The 23,088-nt window shown below is 70.8% G+C and carries 23 protein-coding genes; 19 read left to right on the top strand and 4 right to left on the bottom strand.

Annotated features, from left to right (window positions below):
• Positions 1 to 38 precede the first annotated feature (38 nt).
• Positions 39 to 791, top strand: coding sequence for a proteasome subunit alpha (gene prcA / locus IO33_RS0108595; RefSeq protein WP_031162099.1), 753 nt, complete (start codon positions 39 to 41; stop codon positions 789 to 791).
• Between the two features lie 79 nt (positions 792 to 870).
• Here prcA and IO33_RS0108590 read toward each other — a convergent pair whose 3' ends face one another.
• On the bottom strand, positions 871 to 1,893 hold the full coding sequence (locus IO33_RS0108590) for a LacI family DNA-binding transcriptional regulator (RefSeq protein ID WP_031162097.1): 1,023 nt from the start codon (positions 1,891 to 1,893) through the stop codon (positions 871 to 873).
• A 124-nt stretch (positions 1,894 to 2,017) separates the two neighbouring features.
• On the opposite strand from IO33_RS0108590, the gene IO33_RS0108585 reads away from it, so the two are divergent.
• From IO33_RS0108585 to IO33_RS0108510, 16 genes are all read left to right on the top strand, one after another.
• Positions 2,018 to 3,277, top strand: coding sequence for an MFS transporter (locus IO33_RS0108585; protein WP_031162095.1), 1,260 nt, complete (start codon positions 2,018 to 2,020; stop codon positions 3,275 to 3,277).
• 9 nt (positions 3,278 to 3,286) lie between these two features.
• Positions 3,287 to 4,648 carry a Pup--protein ligase gene (gene pafA, locus IO33_RS0108580; protein WP_031162092.1) on the top strand — a complete coding sequence of 454 codons (1,362 nt, stop codon included), beginning with the start codon at positions 3,287 to 3,289 and terminating at the stop codon, positions 4,646 to 4,648.
• Positions 4,649 to 4,789: 141 nt separating this feature from the next.
• Positions 4,790 to 5,794 (top strand): FKBP-type peptidyl-prolyl cis-trans isomerase, encoded by a 1,005-nt coding sequence (locus tag IO33_RS0108575; RefSeq protein WP_031162090.1) that lies wholly within the window; start codon positions 4,790 to 4,792, stop codon positions 5,792 to 5,794.
• Between the two features lie 84 nt (positions 5,795 to 5,878).
• Positions 5,879 to 6,250, top strand: coding sequence for an FKBP-type peptidyl-prolyl cis-trans isomerase (locus IO33_RS0108570; RefSeq protein WP_031162088.1), 372 nt, complete (start codon positions 5,879 to 5,881; stop codon positions 6,248 to 6,250).
• A gap of 168 nt (positions 6,251 to 6,418) precedes the next feature.
• Positions 6,419 to 7,372, top strand: coding sequence for a helix-turn-helix transcriptional regulator (locus IO33_RS0108565; RefSeq protein WP_031162086.1), 954 nt, complete (start codon positions 6,419 to 6,421; stop codon positions 7,370 to 7,372).
• Between the two features lie 13 nt (positions 7,373 to 7,385).
• Complete coding sequence (locus IO33_RS0108560) at positions 7,386 to 8,405, top strand: helix-turn-helix transcriptional regulator (RefSeq protein WP_031162084.1); 1,020 nt, start codon at positions 7,386 to 7,388, stop codon at positions 8,403 to 8,405.
• A 165-nt stretch (positions 8,406 to 8,570) separates the two neighbouring features.
• On the top strand, positions 8,571 to 8,831 hold the full coding sequence (locus IO33_RS0108555; RefSeq protein WP_037685138.1) for a hypothetical protein: 261 nt from the start codon (positions 8,571 to 8,573) through the stop codon (positions 8,829 to 8,831).
• A 10-nt stretch (positions 8,832 to 8,841) separates the two neighbouring features.
• Entirely contained in the window at positions 8,842 to 9,036 is a 195-nt protein-coding gene (locus tag IO33_RS0108550) for a hypothetical protein (protein WP_031162080.1), read from the top strand.
• Positions 9,037 to 9,276: 240 nt separating this feature from the next.
• Positions 9,277 to 9,564, top strand: coding sequence for a Sec-independent protein translocase subunit TatA (gene tatA, locus IO33_RS0108545; RefSeq protein WP_031162078.1), 288 nt, complete (start codon positions 9,277 to 9,279; stop codon positions 9,562 to 9,564).
• Positions 9,565 to 9,611: 47 nt separating this feature from the next.
• Positions 9,612 to 10,556: a twin-arginine translocase subunit TatC gene (gene tatC, locus IO33_RS0108540; protein WP_031162076.1), complete on the top strand. Its 945-nt coding sequence runs from the start codon at positions 9,612 to 9,614 to the stop codon at positions 10,554 to 10,556.
• Between the two features lie 128 nt (positions 10,557 to 10,684).
• Positions 10,685 to 13,537, top strand: coding sequence for a DEAD/DEAH box helicase (locus tag IO33_RS0108535; RefSeq protein ID WP_031162074.1), 2,853 nt, complete (start codon positions 10,685 to 10,687; stop codon positions 13,535 to 13,537).
• Positions 13,538 to 13,875: 338 nt separating this feature from the next.
• Positions 13,876 to 15,534: a sensor histidine kinase gene (locus IO33_RS0108530; RefSeq protein ID WP_209438830.1), complete on the top strand. Its 1,659-nt coding sequence runs from the start codon at positions 13,876 to 13,878 to the stop codon at positions 15,532 to 15,534.
• A complete protein-coding gene (locus IO33_RS0108525) occupies positions 15,531 to 15,935 on the top strand; it encodes a roadblock/LC7 domain-containing protein (protein ID WP_031162069.1) in 405 nt (134 codons plus the stop codon). The genes IO33_RS0108530 and IO33_RS0108525 overlap by 4 nt, the downstream gene beginning before the upstream one ends.
• A complete protein-coding gene (locus IO33_RS0108520) occupies positions 15,932 to 16,348 on the top strand; it encodes a DUF742 domain-containing protein (RefSeq protein WP_031162067.1) in 417 nt (138 codons plus the stop codon). Before IO33_RS0108525 ends, IO33_RS0108520 begins: the two co-directional genes overlap by 4 nt.
• Positions 16,329 to 16,949 (top strand): GTP-binding protein, encoded by a 621-nt coding sequence (locus IO33_RS0108515; protein ID WP_031162065.1) that lies wholly within the window; start codon positions 16,329 to 16,331, stop codon positions 16,947 to 16,949. The genes IO33_RS0108520 and IO33_RS0108515 overlap by 20 nt, the downstream gene beginning before the upstream one ends.
• A gap of 49 nt (positions 16,950 to 16,998) precedes the next feature.
• Positions 16,999 to 18,471: a cytochrome P450 gene (locus tag IO33_RS0108510; RefSeq protein WP_031162063.1), complete on the top strand. Its 1,473-nt coding sequence runs from the start codon at positions 16,999 to 17,001 to the stop codon at positions 18,469 to 18,471.
• A 94-nt stretch (positions 18,472 to 18,565) separates the two neighbouring features.
• Here the strand turns inward: IO33_RS0108510 and IO33_RS0108505 are convergent, their stop codons facing one another.
• Positions 18,566 to 19,516 (bottom strand): pseudouridine synthase, encoded by a 951-nt coding sequence (locus tag IO33_RS0108505; RefSeq protein WP_031162061.1) that lies wholly within the window; start codon positions 19,514 to 19,516, stop codon positions 18,566 to 18,568.
• A gap of 66 nt (positions 19,517 to 19,582) precedes the next feature.
• Between IO33_RS0108505 and IO33_RS0108500 the strand changes: the two genes are divergently transcribed.
• Both IO33_RS0108500 and IO33_RS0108495 read left to right on the top strand, forming a co-directional pair.
• Positions 19,583 to 20,164, top strand: coding sequence for a GNAT family N-acetyltransferase (locus tag IO33_RS0108500; RefSeq protein WP_031162059.1), 582 nt, complete (start codon positions 19,583 to 19,585; stop codon positions 20,162 to 20,164).
• A gap of 38 nt (positions 20,165 to 20,202) precedes the next feature.
• The gene (locus tag IO33_RS0108495) at positions 20,203 to 21,135 is read left to right on the top strand and encodes a 5'-nucleotidase (protein WP_031162057.1); all 933 of its coding nucleotides are present in this window, start codon (positions 20,203 to 20,205) and stop codon (positions 21,133 to 21,135) included.
• A gap of 9 nt (positions 21,136 to 21,144) precedes the next feature.
• Here the strand turns inward: IO33_RS0108495 and IO33_RS0108490 are convergent, their stop codons facing one another.
• Complete coding sequence (locus IO33_RS0108490) at positions 21,145 to 21,990, bottom strand: siderophore-interacting protein (RefSeq protein ID WP_031162055.1); 846 nt, start codon at positions 21,988 to 21,990, stop codon at positions 21,145 to 21,147.
• A 112-nt stretch (positions 21,991 to 22,102) separates the two neighbouring features.
• A complete protein-coding gene (locus IO33_RS0108485) occupies positions 22,103 to 23,023 on the bottom strand; it encodes a 5'-3' exonuclease (RefSeq protein WP_031162053.1) in 921 nt (306 codons plus the stop codon).
• Positions 23,024 to 23,088 lie beyond the last annotated feature (65 nt).

The raw sequence follows: 23,088 nt of genomic DNA, 5'->3' as shown, positions 1-23,088 counted from the left end.
GTGATCCAGTGACCATGACAGAAAGGGACGGATAACCGGTGTCGACGCCGTTCTATGTCTCACCCCAGCAGGCCATGGCCGACCGGGCGGAGTACGCCCGGAAGGGCATCGCCCGTGGCCGCAGCCTGGTGGTCATGCAGTACGCCGACGGCATCGTGTTCGTCGGTGAGAACCCGTCCCGGGCGCTGCACAAGTTCAGCGAGATCTACGACCGGATCGGCTTCGCGGCCGCCGGCAAGTACAACGAGTACGAGAACCTGCGGATCGGTGGTGTCCGCTACGCCGACCTGCGTGGTTACACCTACGACCGTGATGATGTGACCGCGCGTGGGCTGGCCAACGTCTACGCCCAGACGCTCGGCACGATCTTCTCCTCGGCGGCCGAGAAGCCGTACGAGGTGGAGCTGGTCGTGGCCGAGGTGGGGGAGACCCCGGAGGGCGACCAGATCTACCGGTTGCCGCACGACGGGTCGATCGTGGACGAGCACGGTTCGGTCGCGGTGGGCGGTAACGCGGAGCAGATCAGCGGTTACCTGGACCAGCGTCACCGTGACGGCATGAGTCTGGCGGAGGCGCTCAAGCTGGCCGTCCAGTCCCTGTCGCGTGACACCAACGGCAGCGAGCGGGAGATTCCCGCGGAGCGTCTGGAGGTGGCGGTGCTGGATCGGACGCGTCCGCAGAAGCGCAAGTTCAAGCGGATCGTCGGCCGTCAGCTGGCGCGTCTGCTGGAGGCGGACGGTGCGGCGACGGAGGCGGAGAGCTCCGAGGAGGAGAACTCCGAGGAGGAGTAGTCCGAGGTTTCGTCCGCTCGTGTGTGCCCCGGCCGGGTCTTCGGCCGGGGCACCATGCTGTGCGGCGGCGGCGTGGCGCTCAGGCCTGGCCGGCGCTCGGCGGGGCTGTGGAGGCCCGTACGACGAGCTCGACGGGGATGTCCCCCGCTTCGGGTCGGCGGTCCTCCAGGACGGCCAGGAGGGCGCGCATGCCGCGTTCCCCGAAGCGTTCGGCGTCGAGCCGGACGGTGGTGAGCTCCGGGTCGATGGCGGTGGCGAGGCCGAGGTCGTCGAAGCCGGTGACGGAGATGTCGTCGGGGATGCGCAGGCCGAGGCGGCGCAGGGCCTTGTAGGCGCCGGCGGCGAGTTTGTCGTCGTCGCAGACGACGGCGGTGGGCCGGGGTCCGGGTGTGGTGAGCGCGGCCTCGGTGGCGGCCAGGGCTCCATCGATGGAGATGGGGGAGCGGGTGGTGCGGATCTCGGTGCCGGGTACGGCCGCCATGCGTGCCGCCAGTTCGCTCGCGCGGATCTCGAAGGTCCATGAGGGGACGTCGGCGGCGAGGTGGAGGATACGGCGGTGGCCGAGGCCGAGGAGGTGTTCGGTGATCTGGCGGACGCCGTCGGTGATGTCGAGGTTGACGGTGGCGGCGCCGAGGCTGCCCGCGGGGTCGCTGTCGAGCATGACGAGGGGCAGCTGGTCGCCGCGGATCGCGGTGAGGGCGTCGGCGGCCATGGAGGAGGCGATGACGCCGTCCAGGGCGGCTTGCGCGGAGGCGAAGGGGTCGCGGGCGGGGCCGATGCCCTCGGGGGAGGGGTAGAGGACGACGCCGAAGCCGTGTTCGGCGGCGACCCGTGCGGCGCCGGTGTAGACGCCGGCGAAGAACTCCGTCGTCAGTGCGGGGACGACCAGCAGGACGGTGCGGGTGTGGCCGAGGCGGAGGTTGCGGGCGGCGAGGTTGGGGCGGTAGCCGAGGTCGCGTGCGGCTTCGCGGACGCGTTCGGCGGTGGTTTCGGAGACGCGGCCGCGCCATTTGTCGCCGAGTACGAGTGAGACGGCGGCCTGGGAGACCCCGGCCGCCTGGGCGACGTCCCGGCTGGTCGGGCGCGTGCTGCTGCGTGCCACCGTGGGCCTGCTCCTGTTCGTCTGGACGGGGAACAGCGCTCATGGTACGTATGAGAGAGCAAGTTATACGTACAACGTCGGGGCGTGCCAGTGCCCCGGGGTGAGCCGCTGGAGGGCAGCACACATGGCCACGGGATACCTGGAGATACTCCGGGCGAGGCACGCGCTGAGGCTGCTCACCGGCACGCTGGTGGGCCGGCTGCCCAACGCGACCGCCGCGATCGCCCTGGTGGTGTTCGTCCGGGCCGAGGGCGGCACCTACAGCCTCGCGGGCGCTCTCGCCGCGGTCTACGGCGTGGCGAACGCCGTGGGCCAGCCGGTGCTGGGCCGGCTGGTCGACCTGTACGGCCAGCCGCGCGTCCAGTTGCCGGCGGCCGTGCTGGCGGCGCTGTCGATGACGCTCTTCGCGTTCTGTGGCACCGATCCGCTGCCGCTCGCGTACGGGGCGGTGGCGGCGGCCGGTCTGTTCACGCCGCCCTTGGAGGGCGGCCTGCGCGCGTTGTGGCCGTCGGTGCTGCGCCGGGAGGAGCAGGTGCACACCGCGTACGCCATGGACGCGATCGCGCAGGAGATCATGTACATGGTGGGGCCGCTGCTGGTGACGCTGTGCGCGGCACTGTGGGACGAGCGTGCCGCCCTGCTGGTGCTGAATCTCCTGGGGGTGCTGGGCGCGCTGTCGGTGGTGTCCTCGCCGCCTTCGCGCGCGTGGCGGTCGGCTCCGCGTGAGGCGCACTGGCTGGGTGCGCTGCGCTCGCCGGGGCTGCTGGTGCTGCTCGGTGCGTTCCTGTTCGTCGGTGTCGCGCTGGGTTCGATCACCGTGGCGTCGGTGTCGTACGCGGACGGTCATGGAGGTGACGCGGTCTACGGCTGGATGCTGGCGGGGCTCGGGCTGGGGGCGCTGGTCGGCGGCACGGTGTACGGGGCTCGTCAGTGGGCGGGGGCGCCCGAGCGGCGACTGCGGGTGCTGGTGGCGCTTCTGGCGGTGTGTTATCTGCCGTTGACGCTGACCCCGGGTCCGGTGGCCATGGTGCTGCTGGCGGGGGTGTCGGGGGTGTTCCTGGCGCCGTGTATCGCGTGTGCGTTCATCATCGTGGACCGGCACGCGCCGAGCGGGACGGTCACCGAGGCTTTCTCCTGGCTTGTGACGACGTTCACGGTGGGTGCGTCGGTGGGCACGGGGGTGGCGGGGCCGGTGGTCCAGGCCGGTGGCACGGTGTGGGGTTTCGTGGTTCCGGGTGCGGCGGGGGCCGTGTCGCTGCTGGTGCTGCTCGGCACGGGGCGGGTCCTCGCAGCTCCCGCGCGGGGCGGGGTCGTTGCGTCTTCATCGGAAAATGATCCAAATCGTGCTGTCGAACCCCGTTTCAGCTCAGGGGATCGGGCGTAATGTTCAGTCATGGACCGCCGCATTTTCGGGCTGGAGAACGAGTACGGCGTCACGTGCACGTTCAGGGGACAGCGGCGCCTGTCTCCTGACGAGGTGGCGCGGTACCTCTTCCGCCGTGTCGTGTCATGGGGCCGCAGCAGCAATGTCTTTCTGCGAAACGGCGCCCGGCTCTATCTCGACGTGGGCTCACATCCGGAATACGCGACACCCGAATGTGACAACGTGACCGAACTGGTCACCCACGACAAGGCCGGCGAGCGCATTCTCGAAGGACTCCTGGTGGACGCCGAACGACGCCTGCACGAGGAGGGAATCGCGGGCGACGTCTACCTGTTCAAGAACAACACCGACTCGGCGGGCAACTCCTACGGCTGCCACGAGAACTATCTGGTGGCGCGGCACGGGGAGTTCTCCCGGCTTGCGGACATCCTCATCCCGTTCCTGGTGACACGGCAGCTGCTGTGCGGGGCGGGGAAGGTGCTGCAGACGCCGCGCGGTGCGGTGTACTGCGTCAGTCAGCGCGCGGAGCACATCTGGGAGGGTGTGTCCTCGGCGACGACCCGTTCGAGGCCCATCATCAACACCCGTGACGAGCCGCACGCGGACGCCGAGCGCTACCGCCGGCTGCATGTCATCGTCGGGGACTCGAACATGTCCGAGACGACGATGCTGCTGAAGGTCGGTGCCACGGACCTGGTGCTGCGCATGATCGAGGCGGGCACCGTGATGCGGGACCTGACCCTGGAGAACCCGATCCGGGCGATCCGCGAGGTCAGCCATGACATCACGGGCCGCCGCAAGGTGCGTCTGGCCAGTGGGCGGGAGGCCTCGGCGCTGGAGGTGCAGCGCGAGTACTTCGACAAGGCCGTGGACTTCTGCGACCGCCGCGGGATCCGCACGGGGACGGTCGCGCAGGTGCTGGAGCTGTGGGGCCGCACGCTGGACGCGATCGAGAGCGAGGAGCTCGACCGGATCGCCACCGAGATCGACTGGGTCATGAAGTACAAGCTCATCGAGCGGTACCGGGCGAAGCACAACATGACCATGTCGCATCCGCGGGTCGCCCAGATAGACCTCGCCTACCACGACATCCACCGCCGCCGTGGTCTGTACTACCTGCTGGAGAAGAAGGGTCAGGCGACCCGGATCTGCAACGACTTGAAGATCTTCGAGGGCAAGTCGGTTCCGCCGCAGACCACTCGCGCGCGGTTGCGCGGTGACTTCATCCGGCGGGCCCAGGAACAGCGCCGGGACTTCACGGTCGACTGGGTGCACCTGAAGCTCAACGACCAGGCACAGCGCACCGTGTTGTGCAAGGACCCGTTCCGCTCGGTGGACGACCGGGTGGAGAAGCTGATCGCCGGAATGTAACGGAAAGCGGGTGAGTCAAGCGTTTCGGGTGTGAATGCCGGAACGCCACACGGGCGTCGTACGTTTCCCGTACGGCGCCCTTCTCACACCGTAGAGTTGCGCGCACGCCATCACAGGATCGACCGATTACGAGGCTCTTCCGTGCGCCGACGCTCCCTCCTCCTCGCTGCCGTACCCGCAGGACTGGTCACTGTCGCCGGGTGCGGTGACGGGAAGTCCGACTCCAGCAAGGCGAGTGCCTCGCCGTCGCCGTCGGTGTCCACGCCGCCTCCGCCGAAGATCGTGGAGGGGCCGTTGCCGGCGATCACGGCGGGCACGAAGTTCGGTGAGAAGCCGACGGTGGCCAAGGGGCCGGGTGAGCCGTCGAAGAACCTGGCGGTGAAGACGGTGATCGCGGGCAGCGGCCGGACGATCGCGGAGAACGACTTCGTCCGGGCGGACTATCTGGGGCAGATCTGGGCCACGGCCAAGGTCTTCGACAACTCCTACGACAAGAAGCGTCCGCTGGTGCTGCAGCTCGCCCAGGGCACCGTGATCGACGGCTGGCGGTATGCGCTGGCGGGCAAGAAGGTCGGCAGCCGTGTCCAGATCGCGGTGCCGCCCACCTGGGGGTACGGCAAGCAGGGCAACGCGCAGGCGGGTATCAAGGGCACGGACACGCTGGTGTTCGTGATCGACGTGATCGAGTCGTTCAACTCCAAGAGCTCGGCCACGGGCAAGCCGGTCCCGCAGACCGACGCCGCGCTGCCCAAGGTGGGCACCAACACCGACGGCGGTGTGCCCAAGGTGACCGTCCCGAAGACGGATCCGCCGAAGAAGCTGGTGTCGACGTATGTGCTGGAGGGCGACGGTCCGGAGCTGAAGGCGGACCAGGCGGTGCTGTGCCAGTTCCAGGGGCTGGTGTGGGAGGGCGGGAAGACCTTCCAGCGGACGTACGGCTCGGGGCGGCTGAGCCAGTTCTCGCTGGAGCAGATGCAGCAGGCGGTCAAGGGTCTGGCGCAGGGGCTGACCGGCAAGAAGGTGGGCAGCCGGGTGCTGGTGGTGGTGCCGCCGGAGCTGGGTTACGGCGACACCCCGCCCACTGGTGGTGTCATCAAGAAGGGTTCGACGCTGGTGTTCACGGTGGACATTCTCGCGGCGATGTAGCGGGGGTGTCCGTGGCGGGCGGCGGGGGTGCGGAGATGAAAGACTGTTCGCGTTTCGTGTCGTACACAAGCAGGAGCTTTTGACGTGAGCATCGAGAAGCCCGAGATCGACTTCCCTGGTGGCGAGCCCCCGGCGGACCTGGAGATCAAGGACATCTGGGAGGGTGACGGCCCGGTGGCCCAGGCGGGTCAGACCGTCACCGTGCACTACGTGGGTGTCGCCTTCAGCACCGGCGAGGAGTTCGACGCCAGCTGGAACCGGGGCGCCCCGTTCCGTTTCCCGCTGGGTGCGGGCCGTGTCATCGCGGGCTGGGACCGGGGTGTGCAGGGCATGAAGGTCGGTGGCCGCCGCCAGCTGACGATCCCCGCCCACCTCGCCTACGGCAACCAGAGCCCGACCCCGGCGATCAAGCCGGGCGAGACGCTGATCTTCGTGGTGGACCTGCTCGGCGTCTGATGCCGGCCTGATCCACGCCGCCTCCCGTCCGGTCGACCGGTCGGGTGCGACCGGATCCGATCACCTGGGGCCCATGCCTGCACGGGCATGGGCCCTCGGCTTTGCCACCGCCCTGCGGAGCGGTACGGTCATCGGTCGGAAGCACCGGAGGAAAGGCGTAGGGCGTCGATGGCCATTGCCAAGGCTGAGCGGCTGATGAACCTCGCACTGTGTCTGCTCGGCACACGGCGGCCGCTCAGCAAGCGTGAGCTGCGCGAGTCCATCGAGGCCTACCTCGAAGCGGGAAGCGACGACTCCTTCAACCGGATGTTCGAGCGGGACAAGGACGACCTGCGCGAGCTCGGCCTGGTCATCGCGACGGTGGAGAACCTGGACGGTGAGGTCGGCTATCTCGCCCGCCGCGCCAGCAACCGTCTGCCGCCCATCACCCTGGACGCGGAGGAGGCGGCGGCGCTCGGGCTGGCCGCGAAGGTGTGGCAGCAGGCCCGCCTCGCCGGTGCCGCCAGCGGTGCCCTGCAGAAGCTGCGTGCCGCGGGGCTCCCCGAGGACGTCGACCCGTACGAGGCGCACGGCGCCCTGGAGCCCCGTATCCCGGTGCACGAGGCCGCCTTCGAGCCGCTGATGCTGGCCTGCCGGGACCGCCGGCCGGTCGTCTTCGACTACCGCAAGGCCTCCGCCGTCCACCCCGAGCCCCGGCACGTGGAGCCGTGGGCGCTGGAGTGCTGGCGCGGGCACTGGTACCTGGCCGGTTTCGACCGGGACCGCGGTGCCGAGCGCGTCTTCCGGCTGTCGCGGATCACCGGCCGGGTGCGTGCGCGCGGTACGGGCTTCACCGCTCCCGTGCCCGACGTCGTCACGGTGCGCGAGACCGTCGCGAGCTGGGCCGGTGAGATCGCCGAGGGTACGGCCCTGATCCGGCTGCGTTCCGGCGCCGGTTACCCGCTTCGGGCGAAGGCCACCGGGGTCCGGGAACTCGGCGACGGCTGGGACGAGTTGGAGATTCCGTACGGGCACGGCCTGGACGCCTGGCTGGTGGAGTTCGGACCGGACGTGGTGGTCCTGGAGCCGGCCGAGCTGCGCGCGGACGTGGTGGACCGGCTGCGTGCCGTGGCGAAGGGCTGAGGGGGAGCGGACTGTGGCAGGCAAACCGGTCAGGCAGGTGAACGCCATCGACCAGACCCGGCGGATGCTCTCCCTGGTGACCTATCTCCGGGAGCGGCCGGGTGCGCGGATCGCGGACGTCGCGCGTGCCTTCGGCATCACCGAGGACGAGCTGGTCGCCGACCTCGATCTGCTGCCGATGTGCGGCACCAGCTTCCGCGGCGGCGATCTGCTGGACATCGACACCGACGGCGAGCGGATCTGGTGGCACAACCCGGCCGCGCTCGGCGAGGAGGCGGCCGAGCCGCTGCGGCTCGCCGCCGACGAGGCCACGGCCCTGCTGGTGGCCGCCCGCGCGGTCGCCACGCTGCCCGGGCTGCGCGAGGGCGACCGCCAGGCGCTGCTGCGGGCCACCGCCAAGGTGGAGACCGCCGCCGGTGAGACCGCCGGCGCCAGCTCCCGGCTGTCGGTGACCTTCGAGTCCGAGGGCGGGGTGTTCGCCGACGTGGACCGGGCGATCTCCGAGCGGCGCCGGCTGTGGATCCGCTACTACTCTCCGGCCCGGGACGAGGTCACCGAGCGCGAGATCGACCCGATCCGTCTGGTGAGCGTCGGCCACACCTATGTGGAGGCCTGGTGCCGCCGCTCCGAGGCCCGGCGCACCTTCCGGCTCGACCGGGTCGCGGAGATCAGGATCCTGGACGAGCCCTCCGCGCCGCCCGAGATCGAGTTGCGGGACCTGTCCGAGGCCCTGGTGCAGCCGGCCGCCGAGGACCCGGAGGTCGTCGTGGAGGTCGGCCCCGGCGGCCGCTGGGTCGCCGAGTACTACCCGCACGACAGCGCCGATGAGCTTCCCGACGGCGGGCTGCGTATCACTCTGCGTACGCCCGATCCGGCCTCCCTGCGCCGGCTGGCGCTGCGGCTCGGCCGGGACGGCCGGATCGTCTCCCCGCCGGAGCTGGCCGACAGCGCCCGCAGGGCGGCCGCAAAGGCCCTGGCGGCGTATGACACGCAGCCGTCGGCAGGCGCCGGGCAAGCGGGGCAGTGCCCCTGAGGCGGCGCCCCCACGGGGCGTGGGCCGGCCTGGAGGGGCGGCTGCGCCACGGGGCCCGGCCGGCCTCGACGGTGCCGCGGACGAGAACGTGCGGCGCCGGCCGGTGAACGACCACGAGAAGGAGCGAGGCCTGTGAGCGACTCTCCGGTGTCCGGTGTGGGTGAGATGACGGTGGCGGCCGCCTTCGCCGGGATGAAGAGAGTGGCCCCCGTGATGTTCACGGCGGGCTGCCCCGACTGCCGGGGCCGTTTCGAGCTCGCCGCGAGCGCGCTGCGCCTCGCCATCGGAGCCAGCAGCCGCACGACGTTCTACTCCTTCACCTGCCCCGAGTGCGGGGCCGCCGTCCGCAAGCCCGCCGGGGAGCGCATCGTCGAGCTGCTCACCGGCGGCGGGGTCCGGACGCTGAGGCTGTACTCCACCGTCTAGTCTCGACGTCATGTTCTGGCCGATGTGCGCGGTAGTGCTGGGTTTCCTGGGTCTCGTGGTGCTGGGGGTGCTGGCCGTCCGGGTCTTCCTGGAGGCGCGGCGCCTCGGGCAGCAGGTGGCGGACTCCGGGCGCCGTATCACCAGGGCGGCGGAAGACCTGGAGCGGGCGGCCGTCCGTGCGGGCCGGGCCGTGGACGCGTTGTGATTGCCTTACCTCATGCGCTTTGGGTCACTTCGCCCTGTCACCTTGCCGGTCCAGCCAGGTACGCTGCTGGTCGCGGCCCGGAGTACGAGGCGCGGTCCGCAGAGGCGGCGGGAGTACGCGCGGGGATTGTCCTGCGTTCACCCCCGGGCGTTACGATCGCTGCCAGCACGATGGTCAGACACTTGTCCGACAGGTCGTACACGCCCCGCCGCCCCGCCTCAGTGAGAAGGTGAAGACTTTATGTTCCGCAACGCACTTGAGCCGTGGCACCTGGTGCTCCTGGTTCTGGTGATCGTCCTTGTTTTCGGCTCCAAGAAGCTTCCGGACATGGCGCGTTCACTGGGCAAGTCCGCGCGCATCCTGAAGAGCGAGGCCAAGGCGATGAAGGACGACGGCAGCAAGCAGTCCACCACCTCCGCCCAGCCCGCCGAGGAGCAGACCCCGGCTCAGCGCACCATCCAGGCCGCGCCCGGCGACGTGACCAGCTCCCGGCCGGTCAACGAGCCGACGGACACGACCCAGCGCTGACGCGAGGACCGGGACATCCGGTCCGTTGCACGAGATGAGGATGTGGGTTGCTCAAGTCTGCCCGCAATAAGGAGAAGGATCCCGAGGGGCGGATGCCGCTCGCGGATCACTTGCGTGAGCTGCGCAACCGGCTCGCGAAGGGCGTCCTGGCGATCGTCGTTGTCGCGGTGGTGTCCGCCTTCTTCTACAAGGACATCATCGACTTCATCACCCGGCCGGTGCTCGAGTCGGTCGGTTGCGGGCAGTCCTTCGGGCAACTGGCCAAGACCAAGAACGCCCACTGCGCACACATCACGGTCAGCGGCCTGCTGGCGCCGTTCACCCTGGCTCTGAAGACCGCGCTAACGGCCGGCGTGGTGCTGGCGGCGCCGGTGTGGCTCTACCAGCTGTGGGCGTTCGTCGCGCCGGGCCTGCACCGCCACGAGAAGAAGTACGCCTACGCGTTCGTCGGTTTCGGCTTCCCGCTCTTCCTGGTCGGCGGCTACCTCGCCTACCACGTGCTGCCCGTGACGGCGAAGTTCCTGGTCGACCTCACGCCGGGTGGCGCGGAGAACCTGCTCCCGCTGGACGACCTGCTCGACCTGGTCACGCGCATGGTCGTCGTGTTCGGCCTCGCCTTCGAGATGCCGTTGCTGCTGGTGATGCTCAACCTCACCGGCATCCTGTCCGGCCGGCGCATGCTCGGCTGGTGGCGCGGCATGGTCGTCGGCATCGCCGCCTTCGCGGCCGTGGCCACGCCCAGCCCCGACCCGGGAACGATGCTGGCGCTGGCGGCGCCGATCTGGGCACTGTTCTTCATCGCCGTGGCCTTCTCGCTGCTCAACGACCGGCGCCGGGCCCGCCGCGATGCAGGCGGCCTGTCCGACGACGAGGCCTCCGAGCTGGACCTCACGCCCGAGGACATCGGCGAGATCGAGCCCGTACCGGCCGCCCGGGCACTGCCCGAGCAGCCGAGCACGGACCGGGTCAACGGCTACGACGACGTCACCTGAGCCCGAGCCCGCACCGAGCCCGCGCACGATGCCCCCGCCCCCACCGGGCGGGGGCATCCGTCTTCACCGGCCCGCCTTCACCGCCCCCGCGCGGGTCCGGCGCTGTCGATCAGCGCACGTTCCGGATAATGATCGTCCTGTTGTCAGTGGGGCCCGGTACGCTCGAAAGCACGATGACAGAGGACCTCTCACCGGCCGAGCGGTACGCGGCGGCCCGCAGTCGGGCAGCCGAGCAGGCCACCGCGCTCGCGTCCTTCCGCGAGATGTACGACTTCGGCCTCGACCCCTTCCAGATCGAGGCCTGCCAGGCACTCGAGGCGGGCAAGGGTGTACTGGTGGCCGCCCCCACCGGCTCGGGCAAGACGATCGTGGGCGAGTTCGCCGTCCACCTCGCCCTGAAACAGGGCAAGAAGTGCTTCTACACGACCCCCATCAAGGCGCTGTCGAACCAGAAGTACGCCGATCTGTGCCGCCGCTACGGCACGGCGAAGGTCGGCCTGCTGACCGGCGACAACAGTGTGAACTCCGACGCCCCGGTGGTCGTGATGACCACCGAGGTCCTGCGGAACATGCTCTACGCCGGCTCCCAGACCCTCCTCGGCCTGGGCTACGTGGTCATGGACGAGGTGCACTACCTCTCCGACCGCTTCCGCGGCGCCGTCTGGGAAGAGGTGATCATCCACCTGCCCGAGTCGGTGACCCTGGTGTCGCTGTCGGCGACGGTCTCCAACGCCGAGGAGTTCGGCGACTGGCTGGACACCGTCCGTGGCGACACCGAGGTGATCGTCTCCGAGCACCGGCCCGTGCCGCTCTTCCAGCACGTCCTCGCCGGGCGCCGGATGTACGACCTGTTCGAGGAGGGCGAGGGCCACAAGAAGGCCGTCAACCCCGACCTCGTCCGGCTGGCCCGCATGGAGGCGTCGAGGCCCTCGTACCAGGACCGCCGGCGCGGCAGGGCGATGCGCGAGGCCGACCGGGAACGCGAGCGCAGACAGCGCTCGCGCGTGTGGACGCCGGGCCGGCCCGAGGTCATCGAGCGCCTGGACTCCGAGGGACTGCTCCCGGCGATCACCTTCATCTTCAGCCGCGCCGCCTGCGAGGCCGCCGTCCAGCAGTGCCTGTACGCGGGCCTGCGGCTCAACGACGAGGAGGCGAGGGAACGGGTCCGCGCCCTGGTCGAGGAGCGCACTGCCCACATCGCCCAGGAGGACCTGCACGTCCTCGGCTACTACGAATGGCTGGAGGGCCTGGAGCGGGGCATCGCCGCCCACCACGCGGGCATGCTGCCGACCTTCAAGGAGGTCGTCGAGGAGCTCTTCGTGCGCGGCCTGGTCAAGGCGGTGTTCGCGACCGAGACCCTGGCCCTGGGCATCAACATGCCCGCCCGGTCGGTGGTGCTGGAGAAGCTCGTCAAGTGGAACGGCGAGCAGCACGCCGACATCACGCCGGGCGAGTACACCCAGCTGACGGGCCGGGCGGGCCGGCGGGGCATCGACATCGAGGGCCACGCGGTCGTGCTGTGGCAGCGGGGGATGAGCCCCGAGCACCTCGCCGGGCTCGCGGGCACGCGTACGTACCCGCTGCGCTCCAGCTTCAAGCCGTCGTACAACATGGCGGTCAACCTGGTCGAGCAGTTCGGCCGGCATCGCTCGCGCGAGCTGCTGGAGACCTCCTTCGCGCAGTTCCAGGCCGACAAGTCGGTCGTCGGGATCTCCCGGCAGGTGCAGCGCAACGAGGAGGGTCTGGCCGGCTACCAGGCCTCCATGACCTGCCACCTCGGGGACTTCGAGGAGTACGCGCGACTGCGCCGCGAACTGAAGGACCGGGAGACCGAGCTGGCCCGGCAGGGCGCGGACCAGCGGCGCGCCGAGGCCGCCGGCGCCCTGGAGCGGCTCAAGCCCGGCGACGTCATCCACGTGCCCACCGGCAAGTACGCCGGGCTGGCCCTGGTGCTGGATCCCGGCCTGCCCGCGGGCCGTTCCAACGGCCATCGCGGCTTCGACCACCACGACGGCCCGCGCCCGCTGGTGCTGACCGCCGAACGGCAGGTCAAGCGGCTGGCGTCGATGGACTTCCCGGTGCCGGTCGAGCCGCTGGACCGGATGCGGATCCCGAAGTCCTTCAACCCGCGCTCGCCGCAGTCCCGTCGCGACCTGGCCTCCGCGCTGCGCACCAAGGCGGGACACATCCCGCCGGAGCGGGCCCGCAAGAAGCGTTCGCAGGCGGCCGACGACCGCGAGATCGCCCGGCTGCGGACCGCGATCCGCGCCCATCCCTGCCACGGCTGCAACGACCGTGAGGACCACGCCCGTTGGGCCGAGCGGTACCACCGGCTGCTGCGGGACACCTCGCAGCTGGAGCGCCGGATCGAGGGCCGTACGAACACGATCGCGCGGACCTTCGACCGGATCGTGGCCCTGCTGACCGAGCTGGACTACCTGCGCGGCGACGAGGTCACCGAGCACGGCAAGCGGCTCGCCCGGCTGTATGGCGAACTCGACCTGCTGGCCAGCGAATGCCTGCGCGAGCGGGTCTGGGAGGGCCTCAGCCCGGCCGAACTGGCCGCCTGCGTCTCGGCGCTGGTGTACGAGGCGCGGGTCGGCGACGACGCGATGGCGCCCAAGCTGCCCTCCGGCAAGGCGAAGGCGGCGCTCGGGGAGATGGTGCGGATCTGGGGCCGGCTCGACGCTCTGGAGGAGGACTTCCGGATCAACCAGACCGAGGGTGTCGGACAGCGCGAGCCGGACCTCGGCTTCGCCTGGGCCGCGTACATGTGGGCCTCGGACAAGGCGCTCGACGAGGTGCTGCGCGAGGCGGAGATGCCAGCGGGGGACTTCGTGCGGTGGTGCAAGCAGGTCATCGACGTGCTGGGCCAGATCTCGGCAGCGGCTCCCGTCGAGGGGTCGACCGTGGCCAAGGCCGCGCGCAAGGCCGTCGATCAGTTGCTGCGGGGTGTGGTCGCCTACTCGTCGGTGGGCTGACCGGCACCTGTCCGGTGTCAGTGAGGGGGGCCGTTTCGGCCCCCCTTTCACTTATCACGGTGAGTCACTTTCGCATGCGCGGACACCGTAACCGAACGTGTTCGAATAGCAGCTCAGCGTATAAATGAATCTGAGCGTACTCCTGTGGCGCGGGCGATTTCAGGTGCTTGCCGAATATGACACGGCGATGATCCGGTCGGACTAAGCTCGCCCGCGGCGCACCGAGTTGAGGCAATTCGTGCGCTTGTTCCCAAACGTGCGACAGATCCCATCAGTTCCATGAACCTTCCCCCCAAAAGCTCCCCCGACACCCAGCCGATTCGTCCCAGAAGGCATCCATGGTGAGTGTTCAGAAGCCTCCCGGTGGCCGTGAACGTCCCTATGTGCGCGTCCTGTTGGCCCCGGCCATAGTGATGGCCGCCGCAACCGGGGCGGCCGTCGCCCTGGCGCCGGCGTCTGCCCGGCTCGCCGTCGGCGCGCTCGGGGCAGTGGCCCTGCTGCTGGTCCTCGCCACGGGTGCGGAGGCCGCCCGCCGCGGCCGCAGACTCCGCGAGGAACAGGCCGGGTACGCCCGTCACACCGCGTATCTGGAGCACCGGCTCGCCGCCCACGACCAGCTGATCGCGCGCTTCGCCGGCGACGTCATCCCGTACGGCCTGCAGCGGCTGCGCGCGGGCGAACCCCTGCGGGACGTGCTGGTCCACGCCTACGACGCCGACCCCGAACTGCGCGGCCTGCCCGAGATGTACCGCGAGATGTTCCGCGTCGCGCTGCGCGGTGCCGACCACGAGATCAACATGCGCGACGCGACCGAGCGCTCCTATGTGAGCATCGCCCGCCGCGTCCAGGCCATCGTCCACCAGCAGTCCAACGAACTGCGGGAGATGGAGGAGGACCACGGCCGTAACCCCGAGGTCTTCGACGACCTGCTGCGCATCGACCACGGCACCTCGCTGATCGGCCGCCTCGCCGACACCATCGCCGTCCTCGGCGGCGGCCGCCCCGGCCGCCAGTGGCCGCTGCCGGTCTCCCTCTACAGCACCCTGCGCGGCGCCATGTCGCGCATCCTGGAGTACCGCCGTATCGAGCTGAACTCCATCGTCAACATCAACATCAAGGGCACCGCCGTCGAGCCGGTCATCCACGCCGCCGCCGAACTCCTCGACAACGCCACCCGCTACTCGCCGCCCTCGACCAAGGTGCACGTCACCGCCGCCGAGGTGCAGGCCGGCATCGCCATCGAGATCGAGGACGCGGGCGTCAGCCTCAGCGAGGAGTCCCGCGCCCGCATCGAGCAGATGATCGAGGACGCCAAGAACGGCGACGACGCCCACAACCTCGGCGAGAACCCGCGCCTCGGCCTGGCCGTCGTCGGCCGCCTGTGCAAGTTCTTCGACATGGAGGTCTCGCTGCGCGCCTCCGCCTACGGCGGCGTCCGCGCGATCCTCATCGTGCCGCGCGTCATGACCACCACCGAGCCCGGTGTCGGTGCCGCCCACGGCATCGGCGCGACGGGCGCGCCGGTGCCCGCGCTCGGCGCCGTCGAAGGCCCCAAGCGCCCGCCGAAGAGGCGCCGTCCCACCAGCCCCAAGATCCCCGCCGGGATCACCATGGAGGACGACGTACCCGAGGTCACCGAGTGGACGGCGGGCGGACTGCCGCAGCGCCGCAGCCGGATGAAGACCCCGCTGAGCCAGCGCTACGCCGAGGCGGCGGAGGTCGAGCGGGCCGAGCGCGAGGGCAGGCCCACCATCTGGTCGCAGACCAGGTCCGAACCGAAGCCCGAGCCCGAGATGGACCCCGAGATCAGGAAGCTCCGGGAGCGGCCGCCCGGCCTGGGGATCGAGGAGTTCTGGGCCGGCCTGCGCAAGGGCATGCCGGAGGACGCCACCGCCGCCGAACTGACCGACTTCACGCTGCACCCGGAAAAGTACGTGCATCTGCTCAACGATTCGGACACCGCCACCGGGGCCGACGACGAGGGGGACCTCAAGTGATCCAGCAGCGAGGCAACATCGACTGGATGCTCAAGCAGCTGAACGACGGCGTACCGGGCATCGAGATGATCGTGGTCCTCTCCGCCGACGGACTGCGCATCGCCCGCTACGGCGGCGACCCCGACGCCGCCGACCGGGTGGCCGCCGCCTGCGCGGGAGTGCAGAGCCTGGCCGGCGCCATCATCAAGGAACTCCCCGGCGCCGGTGACATGAAGGTGGTCGTCTTCGAGATCGACGGCGGCTACTTCTACCTCATGAACGCCGGCGACAACGCCTACCTCGCCGTACTCGCCGACGTCACCTGCGAGCCGGGCCGGATGAGCGGCATGATGCGCGACCTCGTCGTCCGGATCGGCGCCCATCTCACCAGTCCGCCCCGGCGGAACGGGCAGACCGTATGACTCCTCCGCAACGTAAACGGCGCGAGCCGAAGCCCCCGCCGCCTCCCCAGCCGCCCGCGCCCCAGCCGGCGGACGGTGAGGCCGAGCCCAAGAACCCCGAACGGCTCTACACCGTCGCCGGATCCGAGGACGGCGCACGCGCCGAACTCGACCTCGTGACCCTGATCGTGGCGCGCGACGCGCCCCAGCCGGCCGCCTCACCCGAGCAGGCCGCCGTCCTGCGCCTCTGCGCCAACCCCCTGTCCGTGGCCGAGCTGTCGGCCTATCTGAACCTGCCGTTCAGCGCGATGACCGTCCTGATCACCGAGCTGATCACGGCCGAACTGGTGCAGGTGCGCGCCCCGATCGTCCGTCGGGCGGTACCCGACCGTTCACTCCTCGAAGCGGTGATGCATGGACTTCAACGGCTCTGACACCATCCCCGGCCCGCGCACCGAGGATCACCTGCCGCACACGGCCCAGGCCGCGGTGAAGATCGTGATCGTGGGCGGCTTCGGTGTCGGCAAGACGACCATGGTCGGCTCCGTCAGCGACATCAGACCGCTGACCACCGAAGAGACCATGACCCAGGCCGGCATCGGCGTGGACGACAACTACGGCTCCGAAACCAAGACCGCCACCACCGTGGCCATGGACTTCGGCCGCATCAGCGTCACCGACAAGCTGGTGCTCTACCTCTTCGGCACCCCCGGCCAGGAGCGCTTCTGGTTTCTGTGGAACGGCCTGTTCGAAGGCGCCCTCGGCGCGGTCGTCCTCGTCGACACCCGGCGCCTTGAGGTCAGCTTTGACGTCATGGGCCGGCTGGAGGAACGCGGTGTGCCCTTCGTCGTCGCCGTCAACTCCTTCCCGGACGCACCCCGTTACCCGGTCGAGGAACTGCGCACCGCGCTCGACCTCACCCCGGAGATCCCGATCATGGAGTGCGACGTACGCCGCCGGGCCTCCAGCAAGGACGTCCTGATGACGTTGATGCGCTTCCTGCACTCGATCGCCCTGACCGGCGCCCTCACCTGACCCTCAGCCGACCCACCCCCACACCCTTTTTCCGTTCCGGAGCGACACCGTGACGTCTGAATTCACGTCCCTGCCCGACACAGACCCCACCCGCGTCCCGCCGCCGGGCTGCCCCGCGCACGGCCTCGGCCCCGGCGGGCTGCACCGGCTCTACGGCCCCGACGCGCAGGACCTGGGCGACCTCTACGAGCGGCTGCGGGAGCAGCACGGCTCCGTGGCCCCCGTCCTGCTCCACGACGACGTGCCCATGTGGGTGGTCCTCGGACACGCCGAGAACCTGCACCTGGTGCGCAGCCCCTCCCTCTACACCCGCGACAGCCGGATCTGGAGCCCGCTGACCGAGGGCATGGTCAAGCCCGACCACCCGCTCATGCCGCACATCGCCTGGCAGCCGATCTGCTCGCACGCCGAGGGCAACGAGCACCAGCGGCTGCGCGCGGCGGTCACCGCGGCCATGTCCACCATCGACCACCGCAGCATGCGCCGCCACATCGGCCGCTACACCCAGGGCCTGGTCAACAGCTTCTGTGAACGCGGCCGGGCCGACCTGGTCTCCCAGTTCGCCGAGCATCTGCCGATGGCCGTCATGTGCGAGATCCTCGGCATGCCCGAGGAGTACGACGACCGCATGGTGCAGGCCGCGCGGGACGCCCTGAAGGGCACCGAGACCGCCATCCAGAGCCACGCCTACGTCATGGACGCGCTGAGCCGGCTCACCACCCGGCGCCGTGCCCGGCCCGAGGACGACTTCACCTCTCACCTGGTCACCCACCCGGCCGGACTCAGCGACGACGAGGTCCGCGAACACCTGCGGCTCGTCCTCTTCGCGGCCTACGAGGCCACCGCGAACCTCCTCGCCAACGCGCTGCGCATGGTCCTCACCGAGCCGGGCTTCCGCGCCCAGCTCAGCGGCGGCCAGATGACCGTGCCGGAGGCCATCGAGCAGTCGCTGTGGGACGAGCCGCCGTTCAGCACCGTCCTCGGCTACTACGCCAAGCAGGACACCGAGCTGGGCGGGCAGCGCATCCGCAAGGGCGACGGCCTGCTGTTCGCACCCGCGCCGGGCAACCTCGACCCGCGCATCCGCCCGGACCTGTCCGCGAGCATGCAGGGCAACCGCTCCCACCTCGCCTTCGGCGGCGGCCCGCACGAGTGCCCCGGCCAGGACATCGGCCGTGCCATCGCCGACGTCGGCGTCGACGCGCTGCTGATGCGGCTGCCCGATGTGCAACTCGGCTGCCCGGAAGAGGAGTTGCGCTGGCGTTCGTCCATCGCCTCCCGGCACCTGGTGTCCCTGCCCGTGCGTTTCGAGCCGAAGCCGCAGCAGGACGTCGACGGCCCGCCCCGGCCCCTGGCCGTCCCGTCGCCGTACCCGGCCCGGCAGGCCGCCCCGGCGCGTCCCGGCCAGGAGACCCCGGCCGCCGCGCCGCACCCCGTCGCGCCCTACCCCGCGGCTCCGCGACCGGCAGCGCGTCCCCGGGGCATCTGGCGGCGGCTGCTGCACTGGTGGCGGGGCGAGTGAGGAAGCGCTCCGCGCTGAGCGCCGCGCTGTGCCGTCGGCCGCCCGCGGCTGCGGGGCGGCCGGTCGCGCACCTCCTCGCGCCTCTTCGGGGTGCTCAGTTCCCGTCGGCCCAGTCGGCGTAGGACGACCAGGCGCGGAGCACACGCCCGCTGACGAACGTGTGCTCCGCTCCGGTGACCGGGTCCGTGAACTCCAGCCTGCGGGCGAGCAGTTGCAGGGGGCGCCGGAAGTCACCGGCCGGCACCGGGCCGGTCACCTCCGGGTACAGCGGATCGCCGAGGACGGGCACACCGAGCGCGTTCAGATGCACCCGCAGCTGATGGGTCTGCCCGGTCGCCGGGAAGAGCCGGTACCGGGCGAGACCGCCTCGGCGCCCGGCCGGCTCCACCAGGGTCTCGGCATTCGGCTCGCCCTCGACCTCCCGCGCCGCCTGCACCCCGCTCTCCTTCACGATCCGGCTGCGCACGGTCCGGGGCAGGACCAGTGAGGCGTCGTACGCGGCGACCGCCTCGTACTCCTTGCGTACCCGCCGGTCCCGGAACAGCGTCTGGTACGCGCCGCGCTCCTCGGGACGCACGATGAACAGCACCAGGCCCGCCGTCAGCCGGTCCAGCCGGTGCGCGGCGGTCAGCGTCGGCAGGCCCAGCTCGTGGCGCAGCCGGGCCAGCGCGGTCTCGGCCACATGCGTGCCGCGCGGGGTCGTCGCGAGGAAGTGCGGCTTGTCGGCGACGACGATGTGGTCGTCCCGGTACACCACCTCCACCGGGAACGGCACCGGCACCTCGGGGGCCAGTTCGCGGTGGAACCACACGAACATCCCCGGCCGGTACGGCGCGTCCGGCGGCACCGCCCGCCCGTCGGCGCCGACGACCCGCCCCGCGGCGAACATCGACTCGACCATCCCGGGCCCGGCCCCCGTCAGCCGCGCGACCAGGTACTCCCGCGCCGTGGCCCACGTCCCGGCATGCGGCAGCCGCACCCGCACGGGGTCGACACCGTCGATCTGGGGGAGCGGGGCGGGCGGGGGCGGGGTACGGCGTCTCATCGGGGTCAAGGGTACGAGGCGGAAATGGGGTGCGCCGACGGCCCGGCGGTCGGCAGGATGTCGGTCATGCCCTTTCTCACCAGTCCGGTGCTGGCCTCCGGAACCCTCGCCCGGTGCCCCCAGCCGGCCCTGCCGACCGGTGACGGTCTGCTGCTGCGCCCGTGGCGGGCCGAGGACGCGCCCGCCGTGTACGCGGCCATGCAGGATCCGGTCATGCAGCAGTGGCACCTGAGGTCCGCGGACTCCGTGGCGGAGGTCGCCGGCTGGATCGAGCGGTGGCAGACGTACTGGGCGGCGGAACAGGGCGCCCAGTGGGCCGTCGTCCACGAGGCGACGGACGAACTGCTGGGCCGGATGGCGCTGCGCCAGCTCCTGCTCGGTGACGGATGCGCCGAGATCGCGTACTGGACGGCGGCACAGGCCCGGGGGCGCGGCGTCGCGGCCCGCGCGGCGACCGCGCTCAGCCGCTGGGCCCTGGACGAGATCGGCTTCCACCGCCTCGAACTCCTGCACGCGGTCGCCAACGAGGCCTCCTGCCGCGTCGCCGTGAAGGCCGGCTTCGCCCTGGAGGGCACCAAGCGCAGCGCCCTGCTCCACCCCGACGGCTGGCACGACATGCACCTGCACGCCCGCATACGCGGCGACTGAGCACCGGGCCGGGACCGGTCGGTGTGAAGATGTGGTCCATGCCCGCCTACGATCTCGCCGGCCGACTCGTCGTCGGTGTCGCCTCCAGTGCCCTGTTCGATCTGCGCGAGTCGGACGCCGTCTTCCGCGAGCAGGGCGAGGAGGCCTACCGGGCCTATCAGGAGGAGAACCGGGAGACCACGCTGCGGCCGGGTGTCGCCTTCGCCTTCATCCGGCGGCTGCTGTCGCTCAACGACCTCGGCGAGCCGGGGGACCCGCTGGTCGAGGTCATCATCCTGTCCCGCAACGACCCCGACACGGGGCTCAGGGTCATGCGGTCGATCCAGACGCACGGGCTGCCGATCAGCCGGGCCGTCTTCATGCAGGGCCGGTCGCCGTACACGTTCATGCCCGCGCTGAACATGTCGCTGTTCCTGTCGGCGAACGGCGACGACGTGCGGGAGGCCGTCGCCGCCGGACTGCCCGCGGGACATGTTCTCGGAGCGCCGTGCCCGGACGACCTAGCCGACCGGGAGCTGCGGATCGCGTTCGACTTCGACGGGGTGCTCGCCAGTGACGCCGCCGAGCAGGTGTACCAGTCCGGCGGACTGGAGGAGTTCCGCGCGCACGAGGCCCGTAACGCGGCGACCCCGCACGACCCCGGGCCGCTGCGTGACTTCCTCGCCGGGGTGAACCGGATACAGCGCCGGGAGGAGGAGCGGCGCAGGAGCGATCCGGGCTACGCGCTCCGGGTCCACGTCTCCATCGTGACCGCGCGCAACGCCCCCGCCCACGAACGCGCCGTGAACAGCCTCAAGAAGTGGGGCGTGGCGGTGAACGGCGCCTTCTTCCTCGGCGGTATCGACAAGGGCGCGGTCATGCGGGTGCTGGATCCGCACATCTTCTTCGACGACCAGGTCACGCACCTGCAGAGCACGGCACGGACCACGCCGAGCGTGCACATCCCGTTCGGCAGGATCAACGAGACCTGAGCCCGGGGCTCAGGCCGCCGCCGCGCCGCTCTCCTGCTCGGCCTCGATGCGGGCGTTCCAGTCGCGCTTGGAGGCCTGCCAGCCGTCCTCGTTGTGGCCCAGGCGCCAGTACCCGGAGATCGACAGGTCCACGCGGGGGATCTCCAGCTCGACCCGCAGCAGCCGGCGCAGCTCCTTCACGAAGCCCGCCTCGCCGTGCACGAACGCGTGCACCCGCCCCTTTGGGAACTCCAGCGCGCGTACGGCCTGCAGCAGTGCCTCGCCGACCGGCCGGTCCCCGCGGTGCAGCCAGACGACCTCCACCTCGGAGTCGATCTTCTGCTCCTCCTCGGGGCCGGACACCTCCACGAAGGCGTGCGCGCGGGCACCGGCGGGCAGTGCCTCCAGGGACCGGGCGATCGCGGGCAGCGCGCTCTCGTCGCCGGCGAGCAGATGCCAGTCGGCGGCCGGGTCGGGGGCGTAGGCGCCGCCGGGGCCCATGAAGCGCACGGGCTCGCCCGGCCGTACCCGGGTGGCCCACGGACCGGCCAGCCCCTCGTCGCCGTGGACGACGAAGTCCAGGGTCAGTTCCCGGTGTTCGGGATCCCAGGCGCGCACGGTGTAGGTCCGGGTCACCGGCCACTGCTCCCGCGGGAACTCGGCACGGATCCGCTCCAGGTCGAAGGGCTCCGGGTAGGTGACCCCCTCAGGGCCGAAGAGCAGCTTGACGTAGTGGTCGGTGCAGGTGTCCGCCGCGAAGTCGGCCAAGCCCTCGCCGCCGAGCACGACCCGCTGCATGTGCGGGGTCAGGCGCTCGGTGCGGATCACATGGGCGGTACGGGCCTTGCGCGGCTTTCGTCCCGGACGCTCTGCCATCACGACCTCCTGCGGATTGGTTAGGTTTACCTAAGTTAGCATCTCTCTCGGGGTCAACACCTCTTTCGTGAGCGCGGGATGGGAGCCCTTTGCCGGAATATTCCGGGCCGGGTCACCCGGCGAGCGTGGTCAGCAGCCGCTGCAGCGAGCCGCCGAGCCCCCACCGCCTGGCCAGCCGCTCCAGCGCCGCCGCATCCCGCGGGGCGTGCGGCAGGGCGGTCTCGACATCCGGCAGCGGCACGTCGTCGGCCACCCGCACCACCTTCGGCGCGACCGCGAGATAGGGCCGGGCCTCGGTGAGCCGCTTGCGCTGCGACGGCGTGAGCTTCGCCCCGGGGTCGTCGACCGCCGCCAAGATCCCGGCCAGGTCGCCGAACTCGGCGAGCAGCTTGGCGGCTGTCTTCTCGCCGATCCCGGCCACGCCCGGCAGGCCGTCGCTCGGGTCGCCGCGCAGCAGCGCGAGATCCGCGTACCCGCGCCCGTCGACCCCATACTTCTCGCGCAGCACCGCCTCGTCGGTCAGCTGCAGCGTGCCGACGCCCTTCAGCGGGTACAGCACCCGGATCCCGCGCGCGTCGTCCACCAGCTGGTACAGATCGCGGTCGCCCGTGACGATGTCCACCGGGCCCGCGGCCTGCGCCGTGAACGTGCCGATCACGTCGTCCGCCTCGTACCGCGCGACGCCGACCCGGGCGATGCCGAGCGCGTCCAGCACGTCCTCGATGACCGGCACCTGCGGGGAGAGGGTGTCCGGCACCTCCTCCTCGTCCGGAGCGCCCTCGTGCTCCTCGGCGACCCGGTGCGCCTTGTAGGTGGGGATGAGGTCCACCCGCCACTGCGGCCGCCAGTCGGCGTCCATGCAGGCCACCAGCTGCTCCGGCCGGTGGTCCTTGACCAGCCGGTCGATGAAGTCCAGCAGTCCGCGCACGGCGTTCACGGGCGTGCCGTCCGGGGCCTTCACGGAGTCCGGGACGCCGAAGTAGGCGCGGAAGTACAGCGATGCGGTGTCGAGGAGCATGAGTCGTCCGGTCACGCTCGCATCATGCCGTACGCCACGGACCGTCCCGACGATGTGAGGTAAGCCACTTAAAAGTTTGA

This window comes from Streptomyces durhamensis, from assembly GCF_000725475.1.
Classification (GTDB): Bacteria; Actinomycetota; Actinomycetes; order Streptomycetales; family Streptomycetaceae; genus Streptomyces; species Streptomyces filipinensis.
This window is presented reverse-complemented; position numbering and strand designations above follow the sequence as displayed.

What these genes read in the sequence shown, in the direction of transcription:
- IO33_RS0108495 (WP_031162057.1), top strand. Translation starts at nt 20,203, where the DNA reads ATGCCCGCCTACGATCTCGCCGGCCGACTCGTCGTCGGTGTCGCCTCC.
- IO33_RS0108530 (WP_209438830.1), top strand. Translation starts at nt 13,876, where the DNA reads ATGGTGAGTGTTCAGAAGCCTCCCGGTGGCCGTGAACGTCCCTATGTG.
- IO33_RS0108505 (WP_031162061.1), bottom strand. Translation starts at nt 19,516, where the DNA reads ATGAGACGCCGTACCCCGCCCCCGCCCGCCCCGCTCCCCCAGATCGAC.
- IO33_RS0108500 (WP_031162059.1), top strand. Translation starts at nt 19,583, where the DNA reads ATGCCCTTTCTCACCAGTCCGGTGCTGGCCTCCGGAACCCTCGCCCGG.
- IO33_RS0108535 (WP_031162074.1), top strand. Translation starts at nt 10,685, where the DNA reads ATGATCGTCCTGTTGTCAGTGGGGCCCGGTACGCTCGAAAGCACGATG.
- IO33_RS0108585 (WP_031162095.1), top strand. Translation starts at nt 2,018, where the DNA reads ATGGCCACGGGATACCTGGAGATACTCCGGGCGAGGCACGCGCTGAGG.
- IO33_RS0108565 (WP_031162086.1), top strand. Translation starts at nt 6,419, where the DNA reads ATGGCCATTGCCAAGGCTGAGCGGCTGATGAACCTCGCACTGTGTCTG.
- IO33_RS0108490 (WP_031162055.1), bottom strand. Translation starts at nt 21,990, where the DNA reads ATGGCAGAGCGTCCGGGACGAAAGCCGCGCAAGGCCCGTACCGCCCAT.
- tatA (WP_031162078.1), top strand. Translation starts at nt 9,277, where the DNA reads ATGTTCCGCAACGCACTTGAGCCGTGGCACCTGGTGCTCCTGGTTCTG.
- pafA (WP_031162092.1), top strand. Translation starts at nt 3,287, where the DNA reads ATGGACCGCCGCATTTTCGGGCTGGAGAACGAGTACGGCGTCACGTGC.
- IO33_RS0108550 (WP_031162080.1), top strand. Translation starts at nt 8,842, where the DNA reads ATGTTCTGGCCGATGTGCGCGGTAGTGCTGGGTTTCCTGGGTCTCGTG.
- IO33_RS0108520 (WP_031162067.1), top strand. Translation starts at nt 15,932, where the DNA reads ATGACTCCTCCGCAACGTAAACGGCGCGAGCCGAAGCCCCCGCCGCCT.
- IO33_RS0108515 (WP_031162065.1), top strand. Translation starts at nt 16,329, where the DNA reads ATGGACTTCAACGGCTCTGACACCATCCCCGGCCCGCGCACCGAGGAT.
- IO33_RS0108555 (WP_037685138.1), top strand. Translation starts at nt 8,571, where the DNA reads ATGACGGTGGCGGCCGCCTTCGCCGGGATGAAGAGAGTGGCCCCCGTG.